The organism is Bacillus sp. 11B20, from assembly GCF_056098985.1.
Window position 1 is genome coordinate 1004429 of the sequence record NZ_JBLZWZ010000009.1, and the last position, 20666, is coordinate 1025094.

Here is a 20666-nt window from a genome sequence, read left to right on the forward strand (position 1 = left end):
AGCGAAGAGCTCGGGGCTCTCCGCTTTTAAGTCAACGACTTACTCACCAGTAACGTATGGAAGTAATGCCATTTGACGTGATCTTTTGATCGCTAATGTCAATTTACGTTGATACTTAGCGCTAGTTCCTGTTACACGACGAGGTAAAATTTTACCACGCTCAGAAACAAACTTTCTAAGAAGATCAACATCTTTGTAATCGATGTGCGTGATACCGTTAGAAGTAAAGAAACATACTTTACGACGTTTCGCACGACCGCCTCTGCGTCCACCTGCCATTTGTTTTCACACCTTTCCTTTAGTCATTTTTTCAGATCAATTAGAATGGCAAATCATCATCGGAGATGTCAATCGGTTTACCATCGTTCGCAAATGGGTCATCATTGAAGCTATTTCCCTGATTACGATTTTGGTTATTTTGATTGCCATATGGATTTTGACTTGGTTCATTTCCAAATGGATTCTGATCGTTTTGGCTGCCGCCATAATACTGGCCTCCGCTATTGCCACCGCCGCTGTATCCACCTGAACCAGCACCGCCGCTCTTAGGCTCAAGAAATTGAACACTTTCAGCTTGAACTTCTGTCACGAAGACACGCTGTCCTTGCTGATTTTCATAGTTTCTTGTCTGCAAACGACCGTCTACACCGGCAAGACTTCCTTTTTTCAAGAAATTAGCCACGTTCTCGGCTTGTCTTCTCCAAGTAACACAGTTAATGAAATCGGCTTCACGCTCTCCAGATTGATTCGTAAACGTACGATTCACAGCTAGAGTAAACGTGGCTACAGCCGCACCATTAGGCGTGTAGCGAAGCTCAGGGTCTTTTGTTAGTCTTCCGACCAATACAACACGGTTTAGCATATTGAAAGACCACCTTTAAATATATATTTCAATGATTTATACTTCTTCTTTAACAACAATGTGGCGAATGATATCGTCACTGATCTTAGCTAAGCGGTCAAATTCTTGAACTGCTGCAGCGTCAGATTGAACGTTTACGATTTGGTAGAAACCGTCACGGAAATCGTTGATTTCGTATGCAAGACGACGTTTACCCCAATCCTTTGTTCCAGTGATCTCCGCACCGTTAGAAGTTAACACGTTATTGAAACGCTCGATAACTGCTTTTTTAGCCTCATCGTCAACTGTTGGGCGGATGATGTACATAACTTCGTACTTTCTCATCTGATTGCACCTCCTTTTGGTCTAAGCGGCCCTAAACGGGCAAGGAGCAATAAATTATATTACTCACAATTGTATATTATAACAAATCACTTGGCCTATGACAAGAACCTATACGTTAAAACGGAAATGAATGACGTCTCCATCTTTCACTACATATTCTTTACCTTCTAGACGAACTTTCCCTGCTTCTTTAGCAGCAGACATGCTTCCGCCAGCTAGTAAATCCTCATACGCAACCGTTTCAGCACGAATAAATCCACGCTCGAAGTCTGTGTGGATGATTCCAGCACATTCTGGCGCTTTCATTCCTTTTTTAAATGTCCAAGCACGTACCTCTTGCTCACCTGCTGTGAAATACGTAGCTAATCCTAGAAGAGAATAAGATGCTCTAATTAGCTGATCAAGCCCAGACTCATTAATACCAAGCTCTTCAAGGAACATTTGCTTCTCTTCTCCTTCAAGCTCTGCAATTTCAGACTCAATCTTCGCACAAACGACGATGACTTCAGCGTTTTCACCAGAAGCAAACTCACGGATTTGCTGCACATATTCGTTGCCGTCATGATCCGCTACTTCATCCTCACTCACGTTTGCTACATAAAGAACTGGTTTAGATGTGAGTAAATGGAGCTGTTTCACAAGCTTTTGCTGCTCATCTGTAAATTCTACAGATCTTGCCGATTTCCCAGCTTCAAACGCGGTCATTAGCTTCGACAAAATCTCAAATTCAGCTACTGCTTCCTTGTCCTTTTGTTTTGCAAGCTTGCTCACACGAGCTAAACGCTTTTCAACTGTTTCTAAATCAGCCAAAATCAATTCGAGATTAATCGTTTCAATATCTGCAACAGGATCAACCTTACCAGCTACGTGTGTAATGTTATCGTCTGCAAAAGCTCTGACCACGTGACAAATCGCATCTACTTGACGAATATGAGAAAGGAATTTATTCCCTAAACCTTCACCTTTAGATGCACCTTTGACAATACCCGCAATATCAGTGAATTCGAAAGCAGTGGGAACTGTCTTTTTCGGCTGCACCAATTCTGTTAGCTTTTGTAAACGCTCGTCTGGAACTTCTACAATTCCGACGTTTGGATCAATGGTACAAAACGGATAGTTAGCAGACTCCGCTCCAGCCTGTGTAATTGCATTAAATAGCGTTGACTTCCCGACGTTAGGTAAGCCAACAATACCAGCTGTTAAAGCCATTCTTTCATCTCCTCTATATCAAACGTGCTCGTTATACTGCGTAATATGAACCTAGAGCAATTATAAGTAGGTTTACATGAAAAGACAAGCTAACCATCATGCATTTTCAATAGAAGAAACATCGTCAAAAAGAATAAATCAATGCTTCAAAACGGAAAATTGCACCTGGCTTTGCTGTAGAAAAGACAAATTTAATAAAAAAAGCATGAGGCCTACTTAAACAGTTGGCTCCTCATGCTTGACGAGAATTTTCTTCATTTTTCGTTCAAAATCTCTTCTTGGGATCATCACGCTGTGTCCGCAGCCTTCACATTTAATACGGATATCCATGCCCAAACGAATGACCTTCCACCGATTGGCACCACATGGATGGGGCTTTTTCATTTCAACAACATCATGTAACCCAAACGCTTTGTCTGCCATCAGCCTTCACCTCTCTTGCTCACTTCATTGCATCTATTGTACAAAAAAACGGCGATGGAGGGCAATGCACAAAACAAAGAGTCTCTTTCAATCGTTCATCCTATTCTTTTTTAAAGAAAAAACCCTCCTTTTAGATCATTTTATTTGTGACCAATAGTTACTTAAACTCCGCTTTTTTTCAATATTGTCACAAACACTGTAGGTCAAAAGGTTTTTATTGGTAGAACGCGGTGGTTTTTCCATATTTTTTGATTTATGATATCTGCATAAATGTTATGTGAGGGAGCAGGTACGATGGTCAATCGAAAGGATAGATTAACTGATAAAGAATATAAAATCATATCCGATCATGCTGGAAATATCGACAATTACCAGCAGCACCATACGATAGAAATAGGTCAGCAAACACTCACTGTCCACGATTTTCTAAAGATCGACCAAAAATTATATGGTTTAACGATGCAGCCGGAACAATCAGACGAATTCATTGTCGCTTTTCACTGTCCGCTGCCACATCAAATGACGGTGACATCTAAGCAAGATGTACACAACGCTGCACAGTCATTGCTCAAAACAGATTATGCCTATCCAATTGAAAGAAAGTCCCTTGACAGCAATCAAGAACATGTCTTTTTTAAAGGGAAGGAATACATAGAGAAAGTCTGTCAGAAGCATCCGAATGCAGGTATACATCTCACTGGACAAGCACTTGCCGGTGCTGTTTGTGCTTATGTTGCAACAGAACAGCCAGCTGTCAAAAAAGCCGTCACTTTTGACAGCCCAAATATATGGAGCAGTCTATCGCCTTCGATTCAGCAAAAGGCGCAGCAAGGTCAATATACACACATGTTGACTGAATATATTCAGCCTAGTCATTACGTCGGTTTACTCAATCGTCATGATCAAGGGGTTGGACAAGTCAAGTACACCGTACCGCCAAAGCAGCAAGGCTCAGTCCAAGAATCCGTTAAATACAAAAAAAGAGAAATAGACACCTTTTTAAAATCAGCTTTTGCATCTATGAATATAGAATGGAACGAATCCTTTGATACAAATGCTTTTTTAGCTCTCGTTTCAGGAGAATTTAAAGAAAATGGATATTCATTCCATCCGAATGGATCTGCCCGTATTTTAGATGAACAGCTTGATCATAATACAAGTTTTACAGCCATGCTGCTGCAAGAAATTCATTCTGGACGTGCATATGCACAAAGCGGACTTGAAATTATCATAAAATCCCATTTACTGAAAAATTCATCCTATGATCTGCAAAGTATTATTGAACATGAAGTACACACTGTATTTGAAAAAATCGATGGAATTGATGAAAGCGTAAAAGACGCCGTTCATCATGTAAAACAAGAGCTCAAAGGACTCGTCGGCTTTGGCCACTATGATTTATTAAGTCATAGTGATGTGGAAGCACTCGTAGAGGAAGTGAGAATGGAACAGACCCATTCCTCCTTTTATTCACACGAAAAACAACTGAATGCCTTGTACACCCTGAGAGATTACGAACAAGAGCTTTCTACCCTTTCAAGACATATGTACACAATGGGTGATGACTACGCCAAGGCAGATAGACGCCTTGCGGTGCAAATGGGTATTCATTAAGAAAGGAGTCATCGCATGATCAATCAAAATAAACCTCCTAGTGACGCCCAGCGTTTCTTGCAAAATGTGAGTGCCCGCCGCTCCATGTCTGTATTTGAAAATCAATCGGCACCACACACACAAACACAGTCTCCTGAAGAAATTGCCGCCATTCAGGCCATGCGCAGAGAAGGACAGCGTAAGGATTTAAAACGGCTGCTCAAAATGCGGCTGCACGACGAATTAGCAAATACTCGCGTGCACTTGGAGTATCAATTGGCTAAAACAGAAGACATGATAAACCAGACGACCATTGTCAAACAACACATTTCCCAGCATTTAAAGGGACAGGCCATTTCTGAATTAGAGGATCGCCTCCAGCGTCTTAAACAAATGCCTGTCTACGATGACATCAAAGAAGCTATTGATTCAATTCAGATCAAATAAGCACAGCTCTTAAAAAGAGAGGTGCTTATTTTATTTTATCAATATAATTTTTAGGGCGAGAAAATATCTTTTTACTTAAAATCGGATACAGCATTAAACAGACGAGCAAATAAAGATTCAACAAACTATAAATTGGATACAAGAAAGCAATCAAATCAGCAAATCCAAGAGATGTTAAAGGTGCCATCAAAAGAAGCATTACCAATACAACCAGCCAGCGGGGCATTCGTACAAAAGAAAGCATCCGGCTGGATAATCCAAATAAACCTGCTGCCGTCGTCGTATAAATGGCTAGACAAAGGACAACCGTCATAAACACAAACAAAGACGCCGGCGCCCCTTCTAATACTGTAAACAAAGGAATTCCCTCTGCTGAAAGGCTTCCAGAAATATCAACCAGTATTTCGTTATACACATACGAGATGACACCAAAAATGAGACCGCTTAATATACTCGCCACTTTGGCTTCCCCAAGCCCCTTCATTTCTTTCCCAACCGAAGACAGCACTGCCACAACGGATAATATATTCAAAGAAGCAAAGACAATGCTGGCAGGCCAATTGTACTGCTGTCCAAAATCAATCCGCCACATATGATCATGGTTCATATAATAAAAAACAAACGCATAGATGAGCCCTGCCACCAAAATTGGTATAATGAAAGCATTCACAGATAAAAGCCCTTTCACATCCCAGAAAAAAATCATAAACGAAAACAAACAGAACGCGCCGATGCCAATCCAAAAAGGCACATGATACATCTCAAGAGTCACCCCGCCGCCTGCAATCATGACCGTCGTTGTCGTGAATAAATAAAGGACAATTAACACGTCATACACCTTAGCCAGCCATGGACCGACAAGCCGCTCCAGCACTGGCACAAAGTGATCGGCACGCACCTCATAACTGATTTTTAACACCACATAGGTAGACAGCATAAACATCAATGTAAACAGTAGAATGGCTAGTCCGCTATCAATGCCAAAAAACTGCCAAATTTCCTGGCCGGAAGCATATCCCGCTCCTATTAAGCTTCCTAAAATTAAAAGCGTCCACCTTGAACCAGCCTTCCACACAATCATCACCTCATAGGTATAGAATTAAGCTTGTTTCCGTATACTGTTACTAACTACTATGACAAGGAAGTGAGACCTATGAATAGCAAGAACGGTCTTTTTTTTAGAAATAGGGTGAAAGAATACGTGTCCCATACGGATACAAATGCCATTCAACAGCTTAAAAGTATTTTATTCTCGCATCTTCAGAAAGCAGGAAAAAGACCCGTTGCCATCGTTTGTATTGGAACAGACCGCTCAACTGGCGACTCTCTAGGTCCACTTGTTGGTACAAAGCTTTCAGGTCTGAATTTGAAAAAGCTTCATGTATATGGAACACTCTCTGATCCAGTGCATGCAGTCAATTTAAAAGAAAAACTCGCTGAAATTGAACAAGCTCATAAACACCCGTTTATTGTAGCGGTTGATGCCTGTTTAGGAAGAGTGAAAAGTGTCGGTTCCTTCCAAATTGGAGATGGACCGTTAAAGCCCGGGGCTGGTGTGCAAAAAGAACTGCCAGAGGTAGGAGATATTCATATTAATGGAATCGTCAATGTGAGTGGTTTCATGGAATACTTCGTTCTCCAAAACACACGTCTTCATCTAGTCATGTCTATGGCCAATACACTTTCTGAAAGTCTATCTCACATTGACCAAATGGATTGGACAAGAGAAAAAAGCCGGTCTCTTTTCACCCCTATTCAAAATATCACTGGGCGAATATAAAAAAGACCATCCTGTATCAAGATGGTCACTCTGATGATTCCCTCGTAGAAAGCAATTCAAGGATTCTTTCTAAATCTTCATTGGAGAGAAATTCAATCTCAATTTTCCCTTTTTTCTTCTGTTTCTTGATCGTCACGGAAGTACCAAAGTAGTTCTGTAAGAAAGACTCTCTTTCTTTCAACACTCGATCCTTTGGTGCTTCTTTTTTCTTTGTTTCACGTGGAACATTTTCGTTTAACTGCTGCACAAGCTTCTCAACCTGGCGTACGTTTAATCCCTCATCCACGATTTTCTTTACTAAAGGCGCAAGCTTCTTTTTGTTTTTTAAGCTAAGCAATGTCCGGCCATGTCCCATTGATAACGTTCCATTTGCAATCAGCTTTTGTATGTCATCCGGTAAAGTCAACAGACGGAGATGGTTCGCAATATGCGGTCTGCTTTTCCCTAATCGCTTCGCTAATTCCTCTTGCGTCACACTTAGATGATCCAGCAAGGAAGCATACGCTTCGGCTTCCTCTAGTGGAGATAGATCCTCGCGCTGCAGGTTTTCTAAAAGGGCAATTTCTCTCATCAGCGTTTCTGAAAACTCTCGAACGATCGCAGGAATTGTTGTCAGACCAGCTTGTTGTGCCGCTCGAAAACGGCGCTCCCCTGCTACAATGTCATATCCTTTAATCGATTTACGAACAATGATTGGCTGTAAAACACCGTGCTGCTGAATCGATTCTTTCAGATCAGACAACGCATCATCATCAAACGTTTTCCTTGGCTGATACGGATTCGGGCGCAAATCCTTTAGTTTGATTTCTTCAACCGTTTCTTCATTTGAGTCTACGTTGTTAAATAGTGCATTAATACCCTTTCCAAGACCTTTAGCCATTCGCATCCACTTCCTTTGCTAAGTCTAAATAGACATCTGCACCTCTTGAACGTGGATCATACAAGATAATCGGCTTTCCATGACTTGGCGCTTCACTCAGCCTCACATTTCTAGGAATCACGGTTTGATAGACTTTATCTCTAAAGTACTTCTTCACTTCTTCGATAACCTGAATCCCAAGATTTGTTCTGGCATCAAGCATTGTCAGTAAGACACCTTCAATGGCTAAATCGGTATTTAAATGTTTCTGCACGAGACGAACTGTGTTTAACAATTGGCTCAATCCTTCAAGCGCATAATATTCGCACTGAACTGGTATTAAAACGGAATCAGAGGCAGTTAACGCATTAATCGTCAGTAGTCCAAGTGATGGCGGGCAGTCAATAATCATATAATCATAATTCTGCTTAACAGATTCAAGTGCTCTCTTCAGCCTCACTTCACGTGAGATTGTAGGCACAAGCTCTATTTCAGCCCCTGCAAGCTGTATCGTCGCAGGAATGACATCAAGATTCTCGACCTCTGTCGTCTTAATCACATCAAGAACATCTGCATCATCAACTAAAATATCGTACACACACTTCTCTACGTCGGCCTTCTCAATCCCAATACCACTCGTGGCATTGCCCTGCGGATCAATATCAACTAACAACACTCGTTTGCCTATGTATGCTAAACACGCACCCAAATTAACAGAAGTTGTCGTCTTCCCGACGCCGCCCTTCTGGTTGGTAATCGCTATGATTTTTCCCACGATGTCACCCACTTTCAACTTAACAAGTTTCTCATTCATTCATACTTCCTATTCTATCAAAAAAAGTATGAAACGTTTGCTTTTTTTGTTTCCCTATTATAAATTCGTCGGTGAATGTGCCTTTTCGTACATAAAAGGATGAATGAAAACACACCCAAAAAGTATATCGATATAGCTTTTTCAAGAAATAGACATGCTCAAAACCCTCACTTTCATCAAAAGTGAGGGTCACATGTCAAAAGTTTAATTCACCTATTTTACGGCCTTCACTCACAATGACCTTAGGAGTTACTGTTTTATAGCTTTTCTTTTTTAAAAATCCGTAGGGTGTCTTAATGGTAAAGTTCGCATGTCCCAATGCGTCCCCTGTTTTGCCATAGGCCTGCCACACAATCTTTGAACAATAAGTCGGATCCAGTGATTGAATGGACATGGTGATCGAGTAGCGAGCCTTCGGATGACCTTTCACATAATCGTGTGCCCATTCTCCTGCTAAATCTGCCTTTTCCTCTTGATTAATCCGAATTACCTTTGTATTGGCACTATAGCGAAACCAGTTATGAATGGAATCTAGTTGCGGATGCTGCCGTAACCCTGGAATAGAAGCATAGCTTTTCTCATTAATGACGATACCTGCATGTCCAACCAACCCCTTCACAGCATCAGTGGTTGTCACCAAAATATCTCCTTTTTTAGGGATAATATCGGTACCAGGATACGGCTTTCCTAAAAGGAGCTTGAGGGTGTGCGGCTTCTCATCCGTCACCAGCTCATCCTGCTTATTTTGTCGTAATCCATAGTTCTTCAAATCATCGTCAGCTGTAATCAAGTCGATCGAATCGTCGGAAGACACATAGTCTTGATTGAATTGCTGTACAGTCACATCTTGAGAAACAGCACCTTGCTCCTTCAGAACGTTCAATTCTTCGTTGGTCATCAAACTTTCATCCGCATGATGAGCCGTTGACGATTTCACAGCGTATATTGTCGCTTCATTTGAAAAAAGAGAAAAAGAAAATAGTAAATAACAAATAATGGCGAAAGTAGTCTTCTTCATTTTCATCAAGTAGTTGTCACCTCCTTTACACTTCTAAAATCATATTTTACCAATTTATAAATATAATGTATATTGAATGTGTGCTAGAAATAAGACAAAAAAAAGCTGACGAGTGGCGCTCATCAGCTTTTTTCTATTTAGGGATTCGAATTGTTAATTGGATATATTCCTCAAACTCTTCTTCCTCGGTATTTATCTTAAGTCCGCTGTCTTCTACCATGTGGAGAGACTGACGAATGGTATTCATCGCAATTCGTGTATCACGACTAAACGCCTTACGTTTTGGCTTCGGTTTGCGATCTGTTTTTTGTTCAAGCATCTTCACTACACGCTCTTCAGTCTGTTTCACATTCAACTGCTTTTCGATGATTTCCTGCAATAGCGCGATTTGTAATTCTGGAAGCTTTAGGGGCACAAGTGAACGTGCATGCCTTTCAGAGATTTTTTTCTCTAAAATGGCTTGTTGTACCTCTTCAGGCAACTTTAAAAGTCTTAATTTGTTTGCAACAGTTGATTGTCCCTTGCCTAAACGCTGAGCAAGCGCCTCTTGTGTTAAATCATGGAGCTCTAAAAGACGTGCATAAGCATGAGCCTCCTCAATAGCAGACAGCTCTTCTCTTTGCAAATTTTCAATCAATGCCACAGATGCCGTTTCCGTATCAGTAAAATCTTTTATAATAGCGGGGATTTTCTCCCATTGAAGAGTCTGTACCGCTCTCCAACGTCTTTCGCCGGCGATCAGTTCATATTTTCCTTCTTCTTCTGTTGGTCTAACAACAATCGGTTGGATAATGCCATGGGTATGAATCGTCGTGGCCAGCTCTTGTATCTTTTCTTCTGAAAAAATGGTGCGTGGCTGAAAACGGTTTGGCATAATTGTGTCGACCGGGAGCTCCTGTATCTCTTCCTTTAATGTATCATGCTCAGCAATCTCTGCCTCTATTTCGGTTTCACGCTCAGGATGTTCTTTGTCACCAAGCCCGAAGAAGCGTGAGAGTGAATGCTTCATGAACCTACACCACCTTTAAAAACTACCTTTTTATAATTCTATTTTCTCATGTTTTTTCCTTCTGTAAAATCATAAATATTGAAGAAAAGCCGACCTTTTACATGATCAACCTTCTATTGGTGATTTATTAGGTGTTCCTGGTTTTCTAGGATATTTTTTTGGTGTTTGCTTTTTCTTTTCAATGACAATGATGTTCCGTTCGCTTTCTTCTAAAGGCAGAACAAAGGAATGCTTCTCAACAACCTCTCCTCCGAGGACTGTGACGGCTTTTTTCCCTGCTTGCATTTCTTCGTCAGCGGCAGATGCTTTTAAGGCAACAAACAATCCTTCCTTTTTCACTAGAGGCAGACAAAGTTCGCTCAAGACAGATAAACGTGCAACTGCTCTAGCAGTGACAAGATCATAGCTTTCACGCTTTTCCTTACGTTGTCCAAACGTTTCCGCACGATCATGATAAAAAGTAGTATCTTGTAAGTTTAATCCTTTTGCTAACTCATTGAGAAACGTAATTCGTTTCTGAAGAGAATCAACAATGGTCACATGTAGATGAGGGAAACAAATTTTAAGAGGAATGCTTGGAAAACCAGCACCAGCTCCAATATCACAAATCGTCGTCACTTTGTGAAAATCAATAAAAAATGCTGCTGATATTGAATCATAAAAATGCTTTAAATACACTTCTTCCTTTTCAGTAATGGACGTTAAATTCATTTTCTCGTTCCATTCTACAAGCATGCGGAAGTAGGTTTCAAATTGTTCAAGCTGCACAGGAGAAAGAGTGATCCCTTTCTCCTCTAGTGCTGCTGTAAATTGTTCAATGTTCATGCCGACATCCTTTCTATTCTGCTATCTTCGCAATACGCCCCTGCTCTAAATATACTAAAAGGATAGAAATATCAGCAGGGTTAACGCCTGAAATACGAGAAGCCTGTGCAACAGAAAGCGGTCGGACTTCTTTCAGCTTTTGTTTCGCTTCAGTTGCAATTCCTTTGATGGCGTCATAATCAATTCGGTCAGGAATCTTTTTGTTCTCCATCTTTTTCAGTTTTTCAACTTGCTGGAGTGACTTTTCAATATAACCTTCGTATTTAATTTGAATCTCTACCTGCTCACACACATCAGAAGGAAGCGGTGTTTCAGCAGGAGCTAATTTCACAACAGATTCATAGTTCATTTCTGGACGCTTCATCAAATCGCTTGCACGAATACCGTCCTTCAGCTCACTTCCACCGAGTGAACGAATAAATTCTTGAGTCTCTGCTGTTGGTTTAATGATGACAGAATATAAACGTTTTTTCTCTGCTTCGATGGCTTCTTTTTTCTGCTGGAATGACTGGAATCTTTCTTCAGAAATTAATCCAATTTGATACCCAAGTTCAGTTAATCTTAAATCAGCATTGTCATGACGTAGAAGTAGACGATACTCAGCACGTGATGTCAAGAGACGGTACGGTTCATTTGTTCCTTTTGTGACAAGGTCATCGATGAGAACACCGATATATGCATCAGATCGGCTTAAAATGACTTCTTCTTTACCTAATGCTTTTCTTCCTGCATTAATACCTGCCATAATCCCTTGACCTGCTGCTTCCTCATAACCGGACGTACCATTAATTTGGCCGGCTGTATATAATCCAGAAATTTTCTTCGTCTCAAGTGTAGGCCACAATTGAGTAGGTACAATCGCATCATACTCGATGGCATAACCCGCTCTCATCATTTGTACATTCTCGAGTCCTGGGATGGTTGAAAGCATGCGCTGCTGTACATCCTCAGGAAGACTTGTAGACAATCCTTGAACATAAACTTCCTGTGTATTACGACCTTCTGGCTCTAAGAAAATTTGATGTCTCGGTTTATCATTGAAACGCACCACTTTATCTTCGATGGACGGGCAGTATCTAGGGCCAGTTCCTTTAATCATACCTGAATACATTGGAGAACGGTGTAGATTCTCATCAATTATTTGATGAGTCTCTAAACTCGTGTATGTTAGCCAGCATGGCAGCTGGTCAGTAATATATTCAACCGTTTCATAGGAGAATGCCCGCGGGACATCATCACCTGGTTGAATTTCTGTTTTACTATAGTCAATCGAGTGACTATTCACTCGAGGAGGTGTTCCTGTTTTAAAACGAACCAAATCAAATCCTAGTTCTGCTAAATGATCCGATAATTTAATAGAAGGCTGCTGGTTATTTGGACCGCTTGAATACGAAAGGTCTCCTAAAATAATGCGGCCTTTCAAGAAAGTCCCTGTTGTTAATACAACAGACTTCGCACGATAGTTCGCCCCTGTTTGAGTAACAACACCTTTACATTCATCATCTTCTACAATTAAATGATCTACCATACCTTGCAGCATTGTCAGGTTTGGTTCATTTTCCATTGTTTTTTTCATTTCATGCTGATATTGGAACTTATCTGCTTGCGCTCTTAACGCACGGACAGCAGGTCCTTTCCCCGTATTCAGCATGCGCATTTGAATATGCGTCTTATCTATATTTCGTGCCATTTCTCCGCCTAGAGCATCAATTTCTCTGACGACAATCCCTTTTGCGGGGCCGCCTACGGACGGATTACATGGCATAAAAGCAACCATATCGAGGTTGATAGTCAATACAAGTGTTTTGGCGCCCTGTCTTGCAGATGCAAGAGCAGCCTCAACTCCAGCATGACCGGCACCCACGACGATTACGTCATAATTGCCAGCTTCATAACCCATTTCTTATGTTCCTCCCTTTACTTTCCTAAACAGAATTGAGAGAATAACTGATCAATCAAGCTTTCATGAACAGCATCCCCAATAATTTCACCCAACTGTTCCCAGCAGCGTGTTAAATCTATTTGAACTATGTCGATCGGTACGTCCATTTCAATTCCTTCAAGAGCATCCTCAATTGATTGTTTTGCTGCCTGAAGGAGCGCAATATGCCTTGTGTTACTTACATACGTTAAATCTCCACTTTCAATTGAACCCGTGAAGAATAGTGATTGAATCGCAATTTCAAGCTCATCAATCCCCTTTTCTTGTAATAATGATGTCGTAACCACCGGACGATCCTTCGCTAACTGCTTGACCTTTTCGATATCAAGCTTAGGCTCAAGATCTGTCTTATTCACGATCACGATGATATCCATGCCTGAGACGGCCTCAAATAGTTTGATATCCTCTTCTGACAATTCCTCGCTATAATTGAGCACAAGTAAAATCAGGTCAGCTTCTTTTAAGACCTGTCTAGATCGTTCAACCCCTATACGCTCAACAATGTCCTCCGTCTCACGTATACCCGCAGTATCGACTAAACGAAGCGGTACACCTCTAACATTTACATATTCCTCAATGACATCTCTCGTTGTTCCAGGAATATCCGTTACAATCGCTTTTGTTTCCTGTACAAGACTATTCAACAAGGAAGACTTCCCAACATTCGGTCTTCCAATAATGACAGTGGATAAGCCCTCGCGAAGTATTTTCCCCTGCTGAGACGTCGTTAACAGTGACTCAATTTCCTTTTTCACTGATGTTGCCTTTTCAACTAAGACCCGATGCGTCATTTCTTCAACATCGTCATACTCAGGATAGTCAATATTGACTTCAACATGGGCCAAAGTTTCCAATATCTCGCCGCGAAGTCGTTTAATCAAACCGGAGAGGCGTCCCTCCATTTGAGTAATCGCTACATTCATCGCACGATCTGTCTTTGCGCGAATCAAATCCATTACCGCTTCAGCCTGTGAAAGATCAATTCTTCCATTTAAGAAAGCTCGTTTTGTAAACTCACCTGGCTCCGCTAATCTTGCTCCTTCTCTTAAAGCAAGCTGCAATACTTTATTGACCGTTACAATTCCGCCATGGCAGTTAATCTCAATAACGTCTTCTCTCGTAAATGTTTTTGGCGCTCTTAATACTGACACCATGACCTCTTCTATTACTTGCTCAGTGCTAGAATCCACAATATGACCATAATGAATCGTATGAGAATCCACCGATATAAGTTTTTTCTCCTTAGGACCTTTATACATCCGATCAGCAATCTGTACCGCATCAGGCCCGCTTAAACGAATAATCGCAATTGCTCCTTCACCCATCGGCGTAGAAATTGCTGCAATTGTATCCATCACTCATTCACCTCTTTCTCTACTGAATAAACAGTCTGTTATCTATTAAATGGACAATGTCCATCTCTATATCAAAAACGCTTAATCCAAAATTTAAAGATACCATAAATGAAAGCGAAGTGAAAGTATCCCATATCTAATTATCCACAGCTTTGCATCTTATCTATTTTAACACTTAACTTATCCACATGTGAATAACGACGTTTGAAACTTGTCTTCACATCTTACACCTAAATCCAATAAATTTAAACGCCCTGACCCCTTTACTTACTTGTTAAAATGGCGTTTTACACTCATATCTCACACTTAATTTTTAGAAATAAAGGATGAATCATCTATAAAAAGCAATTTTTCAATAAAAAAAGACTAAAATCCAGCTTTGCTGAATCTTAGCCTTTCTGCTATTTTTTATACAACACCACAACATGACGCTTGCTGCCTGTATCTTCAGATGCCGTTGCAAGTTCTTTAGAGAATGCAGCAATCGCATCATGGACAATTTTTCGTTCATTCGAAGGCATTGGTTCTAAATGAACCTTTCTCTTCGTTTTTAAAACCCGATTTGCTGTTTTGACGGCATATTGTTCAAGTGCTTCTTGTCGTTTCTTCCTATAATCGCCAATATCAATTGTTATATGATGATACTGATCAGAATAACGATTAAACACTAGCTGTACCAACGTTTCTAAAGAGTACAATGTTTGGCCTCTTTTTCCAATCATTAATGACGTTTTATCTCCATCAATGTGGAAAGAAATCTTTTTCGGTTCCTGTTTGGAAATAATCTTTGCTTTAGGATCAATAGACTTAACAATTTTATCTAAATACTGTGTAGCTAATTTAAGTGCATTTATCTTTTCTACTAACTTGACCACAGCTTGTCTTTTACCAAATAATCCTAAAAACCCTTTATTTCCTTCATCTACTATTGTGATTTCTACTTCTTCTTGTAGTAGCTGAATTTGTTTAAGTCCGGAATCTACTGCTTCTTCGATTGTGCGACCGACAGCAGTTATTTCCTTCATTTTTTATTCCCGCCAGCTTTTTCTTTTGTATCTACTTTTACTTGAGGTGTTTTAATCACCAATGTTTGAATGATCATGAAAATGTTACCTACAACCCAGTACAATGAAAGTGCTGCTGGGAAACTAATTGCAAACACAACGATCATAATCGGCATCACCCATAACATGATAGCCATTTGAGGGTTGTCCGAAGGATTTCCAGCCATCATCAGCTTTTGCTGAATGAAAGTAGCTACACCCGCAATAATTGGTAATAGGAACAATGGATCTGGGCTACCTAAGTCAAACCATAAGAATGTATGCTTTTTAATTTCTGCTGTTCTCATAATTGCATGATAGAAACCAATAAGGATTGGCATTTGAATTAAAATTGGGAAACAGCCTGCTAACGGATTGACGCCATTTTTTTGAAAAAGGGCCATTGTTTCCTGCTGAAGCTGCTGCTGTGTTTTTTGATCTTTAGAGCTATATTTTTCACGAAGCTTTTTCAATTCAGGCTGCAATGCTTGCATCGCTTTTGTACTTCTTAACTGTTTAATCATTAATGGTAAAATAAGCAAGCGAATTAGCAGTGTCACAATAATAATCGCTACACCATAGTTTTCACCAGTTAAGTTTGCCATGTACGTGATTAATTGAGATAGCGGGTAAACAATATAAGAATTCCAGAATCCCTTACTATCTGATGTAATTGGTTCATTGATCTGTGTACACCCTGCCAATAAAACCAATACGCCAATCAAGCTAAATATTAGTAATAATCGCCTTTTCAACAAGATTCCTCCCATTACTTCAAACTTTATTTAAGTTGGAATTGATTAAGAAAGTGACTCACCTAATCAGTATGGTAACATTTTTTCTTTGCAAAGTGGTGGTTTCATTTTAATTCACTAGATGAAGGAAGCGCTTTTAAAATTGATTCAACGAAAGTTTCTATTACGAAGACTTTTTCGGTTGTTGTTGATAAACAGCGGATTTTCTAAATAAATGTTGGAGAGACTTCTTTGTTTCTTCAAAGGTCAATTCACTCGCTGGTTTTCGTGCAATGACTATGTAGTCTTTTTCTTGCTTTAACTTATGACCTTCCTCTAAAAACACCTGACGGATCAGTCGTTTAATTCGGTTTCTTATCACTGCATTACCAATCTTCTTACTGACAGACAATCCTAAACGCAGTTCATCTTGATTTGGCTGATCCAGCTGGTAAATAACGAATTGGCGATTTGCCATTGATTGACCTTTTTTGAACACCTTTTGAAACTCTTCATTTTTTTTTAGCCTGTTTCGCTTCTTCATGTTTTCTTCCACTCCGATAAAAACTGACAGTTCATTTACGATTCTATGTAAAAAAGACCACTGACATTATTCAGTGGCCTAAGCTGATAATTTTTTTCTACCTTTGCTGCGGCGTCGCTTTAAAACTAGACGTCCGTTTTTAGTACTCATACGGCTGCGGAAGCCATGAACTTTACTACGCTTACGGTTATTTGGTTGAAACGTTCTTTTCATTTATGACACCTCCCTGAGGAATAGCTGTTTAAGACAGTCTAACTCATTATATTTGTGTAACCCATCGATTGTCAATATCAATGATAAAACTCTTATTATCAACCTTATAAGCATAACATAAGTTATCAAACGAAGAAACCTTCTTTTTTAGTTTCCAGCATTTTATTCTTTTTTTCCTCCTAAAAGACCTTCAAAACATGGATGTGGATATTTTTCCGGCATATTTAGACTATCCACACCCATTATCGACATTTTTTTCACACAAATAACCGATGTGGATAATTATTTTTCAACAGGATGTAAAGTGTGTGGATAAGTTTGTGACACCCATTGCACCATCTTGTTTATTTTGATATTATATTTGTGTTTTAACTCTTAATTACTTATCTGGCCCATTTATATTATCCACAAATTGTGGATAACCTGTGGAAAGTTATTACACAGCCTGTTGAATTGTTTATCCACAGCTTGTGTAATTTGTCGAAAAGACGTTTTTCTACTATATTAATTGTTTTCAACAATGTATGTGCACGAATGGTGATGACCATTTGCTCTTTTTCGTGTTCTATAACAGTTTGATACTGGTCATTTTAAAAAGAAAAGGAGGGGGGAGAGGCCTTATGGAAAATATTTTGGATCTGTGGAATAAAGCACTTCAGAAAATAGAGACAAAATTGAGCAAACCCAGTTTTGAGACATGGATGAAATCGACAAAAGCCCATTCTCTTCAGGGAGATACGCTTACAATTACGGCACCAAATGAATTTGCTAGAGATTGGCTCGAGTCAAGATATCTTCACTTAATTGCTGATACCATCTATGAACTAACAGGTGAAGAGCTCAGCATTAAATTTATTATTCCTCAAAATCAGGACGAAGAGGAAGCCATGCCAAAGTCTCCAATCAAAAAAATGTCTAAAGAAGAGCCTGTTGACATTCCACAAAATATGCTGAATCCAAAATATACATTTGATACTTTTGTTATTGGTTCAGGCAACCGTTTTGCTCATGCCGCTTCACTTGCAGTCGCGGAAGCACCAGCAAAAGCATATAACCCGCTTTTTATTTATGGGGGCGTTGGTTTAGGAAAGACTCACTTGATGCATGCGATTGGTCATTATGTGATCGACCATAATCCATCAGCCAAAGTGGTCTATCTATCATCTGAAAAATTTACTAATGAATTTATCAACTCAATCCGAGATAACAAAGCTGTCGACTTCCGTAACCGTTATCGGAATGTAGACGTGCTTTTGATAGATGATATTCAATTTTTAGCAGGAAAAGAACAAACTCAAGAAGAGTTTTTCCATACATTCAACACACTTCACGAAGAAAGTAAGCAAATCGTCATTTCTAGTGATCGGCCTCCGAAAGAAATTCCGACACTTGAAGACAGATTGCGCTCTCGATTTGAATGGGGCTTAATTACAGACATTACCCCGCCAGATCTAGAAACACGTATCGCAATTCTGCGCAAAAAAGCAAAAGCAGAAGGCTTAGATATTCCAAATGAAGTCATGCTTTATATTGCCAATCAAATCGACAGCAATATTCGTGAGCTGGAGGGTGCTTTAATTCGTGTCGTTGCTTACTCATCTTTAATTAATAAAGACATTAATGCAGATCTAGCAGCTGAGGCACTAAAGGACATCATTCCTTCATCGAAGCCAAAGGTCATTACAATTAAAGATATTCAAAGAATCGTAGGGCAGCAATTTAATATTCGATTAGAGGATTTCAAAGCGAAGAAACGTACGAAGTCAGTTGCTTATCCAAGACAAATTGCCATGTACCTCTCTAGAGAAATGACCGATTCCTCTCTGCCTAAAATCGGAGAAGAATTTGGCGGTCGTGATCATACGACTGTCATTCATGCTCATGAGAAGATTTCGAAATTAATCGTTGAAGATGAACAGCTTCAGCAGCATGTCAAAGAGATCAAAGAACAATTAAAATAACCAAGCTGATATAATGAGTACGGGAAAATGTGAATAACTAGAGCATAGTCATACACAGTCTGTCCACATGTGGATAGGCTGTCTTTCCTTTCTTTTTCTTGACTTATCCACATATTCACAAGCCCTACTATTACTTCTACGATTTTTATTAATAAAATATATATACATGTCATTAAGAAAATTTAGGAGGACCACTATGAAATTCACGATTCAGAAAGATCGTCTTGTCCAAAGTGTCCAAGATGTATTAAAGGCCGTATCCTCTAGAACAACGATTCCTATTTTGACAGGGATTAAAATTGTTGCGTCTGATGAAGGAGTTTCTCTAACAGGAAGCGATTCTGATATCTCAATTGAATCTTTCATTCCTCAAAGAGATGGAGATTTAGAGGTTATCACCATTGATCGTCCGGGAAGTATTGTGCTTCAAGCCCGCTTCTTTAGTGAAATTGTAAAGAAACTGCCTATGGCTACTGTCGAAATTGAAGTAGAACAAAACCACCTGACCATCATCCGCTCTGGTTCAGCAGAATTTAACTTAAACGGCTTAGATGCTGAAGAATATCCGCATCTTCCACAAATTGAAGAGCATCATGCATTTCAAATTCCGACAGATCTGCTTAAAAACTTGATTCGTCAAACTGTTTTTGCAGTGTCCACCTCAGAAACACGACCTATCTTGACAGGTGTAAACTGGAAAGTTGAAAAAGGTGAATTAATATGCACGGCGACGGATAGCCACCGTCTTGCTTTAAGAAAAGCGAAGTTAGATATTAACGAGGAAAGTTCGTATAATGTCGTCATTCCAGGGAAGAGTTTAACAGAGCTAAGTAAAATTCTTGATGATGGACAAGATCTTGTGAGCATCGTCATTACAGAAACACAAGTTCTTTTTAAAGCACAAAACGTCTTGTTCTTCTCAAGATTGCTGGATGGTAATTATCCAGATACAGCTCGTCTGATCCCGCAAGAAAGTAAAACAGATGTCGTGGTCAACACGAAAGAGTTCCTTCAAGCCATTGATCGTGCATCACTTTTGGCAAGAGAAGGACGTAATAATGTCGTGAAACTGTCAGCTGACCCTGAACAAAGCCTTGAAATCTCTTCTAATTCGCCTGAGATCGGTAAAGTGGTGGAGACGGTTCAAGCAGATGATATTAAAGGGGAAGATCTTAAAATCTCCTTCAGTCCAAAATATATGCTGGATGCGTTAAAAGTATTAGAGGGAACCGATATTCATGTAAGCTTCACTGGTGCAATGAGACCGTTCCTGCTGCGTACGCCGAATGATGATTCTATCTTGCAATTGATTCTTCCGGTAAGAACGTATTAATTCAATCTAAAATGGCTGCTGTGTGAGTGCACAGCAGCTTTTCTTCTCGTTTTCCATGCTTTCTTTTATCCCAGTTCGCTTTCTCCCTTTCCTTCTTGTCTTGTTTTTTAGTACAATTAGATATTAGTGATATTGAAAGAGGTCGATACAATGCCTAATCTTATAACCATTGAAACAGAAATGATTACATTAGGGCAGTTTTTGAAATTAGCCGAAGTCATCCAATCTGGCGGAATGGCGAAATGGTTTTTAAGTGAACATGAGGTGTTCATTAATCAAGAGCCAGATAATAGACGGGGACGCAAACTATACCCAGGAGATGTTGTCGAGATAGAAGGTTACGGCACATTTCAAGTTGTGAATTAGAAACGGGTGACA

At 39.8% G+C, this 20666-nt stretch carries 23 protein-coding genes; 6 read left to right on the plus strand and 17 right to left on the minus strand.

Translation table 11 applies throughout. From position 1 onward, the window contains the following. Positions 1 to 39: 39 nt before the first annotated feature. The 5 genes from rpsR to ACN6NB_RS19325 all read right to left on the minus strand — a co-directional run bounded on the left by rpsR (position 40) and on the right by ACN6NB_RS19325 (position 2818). Entirely contained in the window at positions 40 to 279 is a 240-nt protein-coding gene (gene rpsR / locus ACN6NB_RS19305; RefSeq protein ID WP_008359105.1) for a 30S ribosomal protein S18, read from the minus strand. Between the two features lie 40 nt (positions 280 to 319). Further along, positions 320 to 862 (minus strand): single-stranded DNA-binding protein SsbA, encoded by a 543-nt coding sequence (gene ssbA / locus ACN6NB_RS19310; protein WP_007497456.1) that lies wholly within the window; start codon positions 860 to 862, stop codon positions 320 to 322. Between the two features lie 36 nt (positions 863 to 898). Beyond that, positions 899 to 1186: a 30S ribosomal protein S6 gene (gene rpsF / locus ACN6NB_RS19315; RefSeq protein ID WP_024424058.1), complete on the minus strand. Its 288-nt coding sequence runs from the start codon at positions 1184 to 1186 to the stop codon at positions 899 to 901. 108 nt (positions 1187 to 1294) lie between these two features. Further along, a complete protein-coding gene (gene ychF / locus ACN6NB_RS19320) occupies positions 1295 to 2395 on the minus strand; it encodes a redox-regulated ATPase YchF (RefSeq protein ID WP_058837887.1) in 1101 nt (366 codons plus the stop codon). A 216-nt stretch (positions 2396 to 2611) separates the two neighbouring features. Beyond that, complete coding sequence (locus ACN6NB_RS19325) at positions 2612 to 2818, minus strand: DUF951 domain-containing protein (RefSeq protein WP_059374968.1); 207 nt, start codon at positions 2816 to 2818, stop codon at positions 2612 to 2614. A gap of 294 nt (positions 2819 to 3112) precedes the next feature. On the opposite strand from ACN6NB_RS19325, the gene ACN6NB_RS19330 reads away from it, so the two are divergent. Together ACN6NB_RS19330 and ACN6NB_RS19335 are read left to right on the plus strand one after the other, a co-directional pair. Continuing rightward, positions 3113 to 4432: a hydrolase gene (locus tag ACN6NB_RS19330; RefSeq protein ID WP_144489682.1), complete on the plus strand. Its 1320-nt coding sequence runs from the start codon at positions 3113 to 3115 to the stop codon at positions 4430 to 4432. Between the two features lie 15 nt (positions 4433 to 4447). After that, positions 4448 to 4858, plus strand: coding sequence for a hypothetical protein (locus ACN6NB_RS19335; protein ID WP_039182926.1), 411 nt, complete (start codon positions 4448 to 4450; stop codon positions 4856 to 4858). A gap of 25 nt (positions 4859 to 4883) precedes the next feature. Here ACN6NB_RS19335 and ACN6NB_RS19340 read toward each other — a convergent pair whose 3' ends face one another. Next, positions 4884 to 5939 (minus strand): YkvI family membrane protein, encoded by a 1056-nt coding sequence (locus ACN6NB_RS19340; protein WP_080967203.1) that lies wholly within the window; start codon positions 5937 to 5939, stop codon positions 4884 to 4886. A gap of 72 nt (positions 5940 to 6011) precedes the next feature. Here ACN6NB_RS19340 and yyaC point away from each other — a divergent pair, with 72 nt between their 5' ends. Beyond that, positions 6012 to 6638, plus strand: a complete 627-nt coding sequence (yyaC, locus tag ACN6NB_RS19345) for a spore protease YyaC (protein ID WP_058837885.1) — start codon at positions 6012 to 6014, stop codon at positions 6636 to 6638. Positions 6639 to 6663: 25 nt separating this feature from the next. On the opposite strand, the gene ACN6NB_RS19350 is transcribed toward yyaC, so the two are convergent. From ACN6NB_RS19350 to rpmH, 11 genes are all read right to left on the minus strand, one after another. Continuing rightward, positions 6664 to 7518: a ParB/RepB/Spo0J family partition protein gene (locus ACN6NB_RS19350; protein ID WP_024424064.1), complete on the minus strand. Its 855-nt coding sequence runs from the start codon at positions 7516 to 7518 to the stop codon at positions 6664 to 6666. Continuing rightward, positions 7511 to 8272 (minus strand): sporulation initiation inhibitor protein Soj, encoded by a 762-nt coding sequence (gene soj / locus ACN6NB_RS19355; RefSeq protein ID WP_008360890.1) that lies wholly within the window; start codon positions 8270 to 8272, stop codon positions 7511 to 7513. Before soj ends, ACN6NB_RS19350 begins: the two co-directional genes overlap by 8 nt. Positions 8273 to 8507: 235 nt before the next feature. Then, positions 8508 to 9335 (minus strand): orthopoxovirus pf05708 family protein, encoded by an 828-nt coding sequence (locus ACN6NB_RS19360; protein ID WP_144491821.1) that lies wholly within the window; start codon positions 9333 to 9335, stop codon positions 8508 to 8510. 127 nt (positions 9336 to 9462) lie between these two features. Continuing rightward, positions 9463 to 10338: a nucleoid occlusion protein gene (noc, locus tag ACN6NB_RS19365; RefSeq protein WP_039182930.1), complete on the minus strand. Its 876-nt coding sequence runs from the start codon at positions 10336 to 10338 to the stop codon at positions 9463 to 9465. A 105-nt stretch (positions 10339 to 10443) separates the two neighbouring features. Next, the gene (rsmG, locus tag ACN6NB_RS19370; protein ID WP_024424068.1) at positions 10444 to 11163 is read right to left on the minus strand and encodes a 16S rRNA (guanine(527)-N(7))-methyltransferase RsmG; all 720 of its coding nucleotides are present in this window, start codon (positions 11161 to 11163) and stop codon (positions 10444 to 10446) included. Between the two features lie 13 nt (positions 11164 to 11176). Further along, the gene (gene mnmG / locus ACN6NB_RS19375; RefSeq protein ID WP_039182934.1) at positions 11177 to 13063 is read right to left on the minus strand and encodes a tRNA uridine-5-carboxymethylaminomethyl(34) synthesis enzyme MnmG; all 1887 of its coding nucleotides are present in this window, start codon (positions 13061 to 13063) and stop codon (positions 11177 to 11179) included. Positions 13064 to 13080: 17 nt separating this feature from the next. Next, positions 13081 to 14460, minus strand: coding sequence for a tRNA uridine-5-carboxymethylaminomethyl(34) synthesis GTPase MnmE (gene mnmE / locus ACN6NB_RS19380; protein WP_039182936.1), 1380 nt, complete (start codon positions 14458 to 14460; stop codon positions 13081 to 13083). Positions 14461 to 14861: 401 nt separating this feature from the next. After that, a complete protein-coding gene (gene jag / locus ACN6NB_RS19385) occupies positions 14862 to 15485 on the minus strand; it encodes an RNA-binding cell elongation regulator Jag/EloR (RefSeq protein ID WP_039182938.1) in 624 nt (207 codons plus the stop codon). Further along, positions 15482 to 16264, minus strand: coding sequence for a YidC family membrane integrase SpoIIIJ (gene spoIIIJ / locus ACN6NB_RS19390; protein WP_087976621.1), 783 nt, complete (start codon positions 16262 to 16264; stop codon positions 15482 to 15484). Before spoIIIJ ends, jag begins: the two co-directional genes overlap by 4 nt. A gap of 157 nt (positions 16265 to 16421) precedes the next feature. Further along, on the minus strand, positions 16422 to 16781 hold the full coding sequence (rnpA, locus tag ACN6NB_RS19395) for a ribonuclease P protein component (RefSeq protein WP_008360906.1): 360 nt from the start codon (positions 16779 to 16781) through the stop codon (positions 16422 to 16424). Between the two features lie 78 nt (positions 16782 to 16859). Next, the gene (gene rpmH, locus ACN6NB_RS19400) at positions 16860 to 16994 is read right to left on the minus strand and encodes a 50S ribosomal protein L34 (protein ID WP_073208224.1); all 135 of its coding nucleotides are present in this window, start codon (positions 16992 to 16994) and stop codon (positions 16860 to 16862) included. Positions 16995 to 17614: 620 nt separating this feature from the next. On the opposite strand from rpmH, the gene dnaA reads away from it, so the two are divergent. The 3 genes from dnaA to yaaA all read left to right on the plus strand — a co-directional run bounded on the left by dnaA (position 17615) and on the right by yaaA (position 20654). Then, positions 17615 to 18955: a chromosomal replication initiator protein DnaA gene (dnaA, locus tag ACN6NB_RS19405; RefSeq protein WP_024424073.1), complete on the plus strand. Its 1341-nt coding sequence runs from the start codon at positions 17615 to 17617 to the stop codon at positions 18953 to 18955. Between the two features lie 196 nt (positions 18956 to 19151). Then, complete coding sequence (gene dnaN / locus ACN6NB_RS19410) at positions 19152 to 20288, plus strand: DNA polymerase III subunit beta (RefSeq protein ID WP_039175825.1); 1137 nt, start codon at positions 19152 to 19154, stop codon at positions 20286 to 20288. A 150-nt stretch (positions 20289 to 20438) separates the two neighbouring features. Next, the gene (gene yaaA / locus ACN6NB_RS19415) at positions 20439 to 20654 is read left to right on the plus strand and encodes a S4 domain-containing protein YaaA (protein WP_008360916.1); all 216 of its coding nucleotides are present in this window, start codon (positions 20439 to 20441) and stop codon (positions 20652 to 20654) included. The last annotated feature ends 12 nt before the right edge of the window (positions 20655 to 20666 follow it).

What these genes read in the sequence shown, in the direction of transcription:
- mnmG (WP_039182934.1), bottom strand. Translation starts at nt 13,063, where the DNA reads ATGGGTTATGAAGCTGGCAATTATGACGTAATCGTCGTGGGTGCCGGT.
- ychF (WP_058837887.1), bottom strand. Translation starts at nt 2,395, where the DNA reads ATGGCTTTAACAGCTGGTATTGTTGGCTTACCTAACGTCGGGAAGTCA.
- rpsR (WP_008359105.1), bottom strand. Translation starts at nt 279, where the DNA reads ATGGCAGGTGGACGCAGAGGCGGTCGTGCGAAACGTCGTAAAGTATGT.
- ACN6NB_RS19340 (WP_080967203.1), bottom strand. Translation starts at nt 5,939, where the DNA reads ATGATTGTGTGGAAGGCTGGTTCAAGGTGGACGCTTTTAATTTTAGGA.
- ACN6NB_RS19335 (WP_039182926.1), top strand. Translation starts at nt 4,448, where the DNA reads ATGATCAATCAAAATAAACCTCCTAGTGACGCCCAGCGTTTCTTGCAA.
- noc (WP_039182930.1), bottom strand. Translation starts at nt 10,338, where the DNA reads ATGAAGCATTCACTCTCACGCTTCTTCGGGCTTGGTGACAAAGAACAT.
- jag (WP_039182938.1), bottom strand. Translation starts at nt 15,485, where the DNA reads ATGAAGGAAATAACTGCTGTCGGTCGCACAATCGAAGAAGCAGTAGAT.
- dnaN (WP_039175825.1), top strand. Translation starts at nt 19,152, where the DNA reads ATGAAATTCACGATTCAGAAAGATCGTCTTGTCCAAAGTGTCCAAGAT.
- rnpA (WP_008360906.1), bottom strand. Translation starts at nt 16,781, where the DNA reads ATGAAGAAGCGAAACAGGCTAAAAAAAAATGAAGAGTTTCAAAAGGTG.
- rpmH (WP_073208224.1), bottom strand. Translation starts at nt 16,994, where the DNA reads ATGAAAAGAACGTTTCAACCAAATAACCGTAAGCGTAGTAAAGTTCAT.
- ACN6NB_RS19360 (WP_144491821.1), bottom strand. Translation starts at nt 9,335, where the DNA reads ATGAAAATGAAGAAGACTACTTTCGCCATTATTTGTTATTTACTATTT.
- rsmG (WP_024424068.1), bottom strand. Translation starts at nt 11,163, where the DNA reads ATGAACATTGAACAATTTACAGCAGCACTAGAGGAGAAAGGGATCACT.
- ssbA (WP_007497456.1), bottom strand. Translation starts at nt 862, where the DNA reads ATGCTAAACCGTGTTGTATTGGTCGGAAGACTAACAAAAGACCCTGAG.
- rpsF (WP_024424058.1), bottom strand. Translation starts at nt 1,186, where the DNA reads ATGAGAAAGTACGAAGTTATGTACATCATCCGCCCAACAGTTGACGAT.
- ACN6NB_RS19350 (WP_024424064.1), bottom strand. Translation starts at nt 7,518, where the DNA reads ATGGCTAAAGGTCTTGGAAAGGGTATTAATGCACTATTTAACAACGTA.
- dnaA (WP_024424073.1), top strand. Translation starts at nt 17,615, where the DNA reads ATGGAAAATATTTTGGATCTGTGGAATAAAGCACTTCAGAAAATAGAG.
- mnmE (WP_039182936.1), bottom strand. Translation starts at nt 14,460, where the DNA reads ATGGATACAATTGCAGCAATTTCTACGCCGATGGGTGAAGGAGCAATT.
- ACN6NB_RS19330 (WP_144489682.1), top strand. Translation starts at nt 3,113, where the DNA reads ATGGTCAATCGAAAGGATAGATTAACTGATAAAGAATATAAAATCATA.
- yyaC (WP_058837885.1), top strand. Translation starts at nt 6,012, where the DNA reads ATGAATAGCAAGAACGGTCTTTTTTTTAGAAATAGGGTGAAAGAATAC.
- ACN6NB_RS19325 (WP_059374968.1), bottom strand. Translation starts at nt 2,818, where the DNA reads ATGGCAGACAAAGCGTTTGGGTTACATGATGTTGTTGAAATGAAAAAG.
- yaaA (WP_008360916.1), top strand. Translation starts at nt 20,439, where the DNA reads ATGCCTAATCTTATAACCATTGAAACAGAAATGATTACATTAGGGCAG.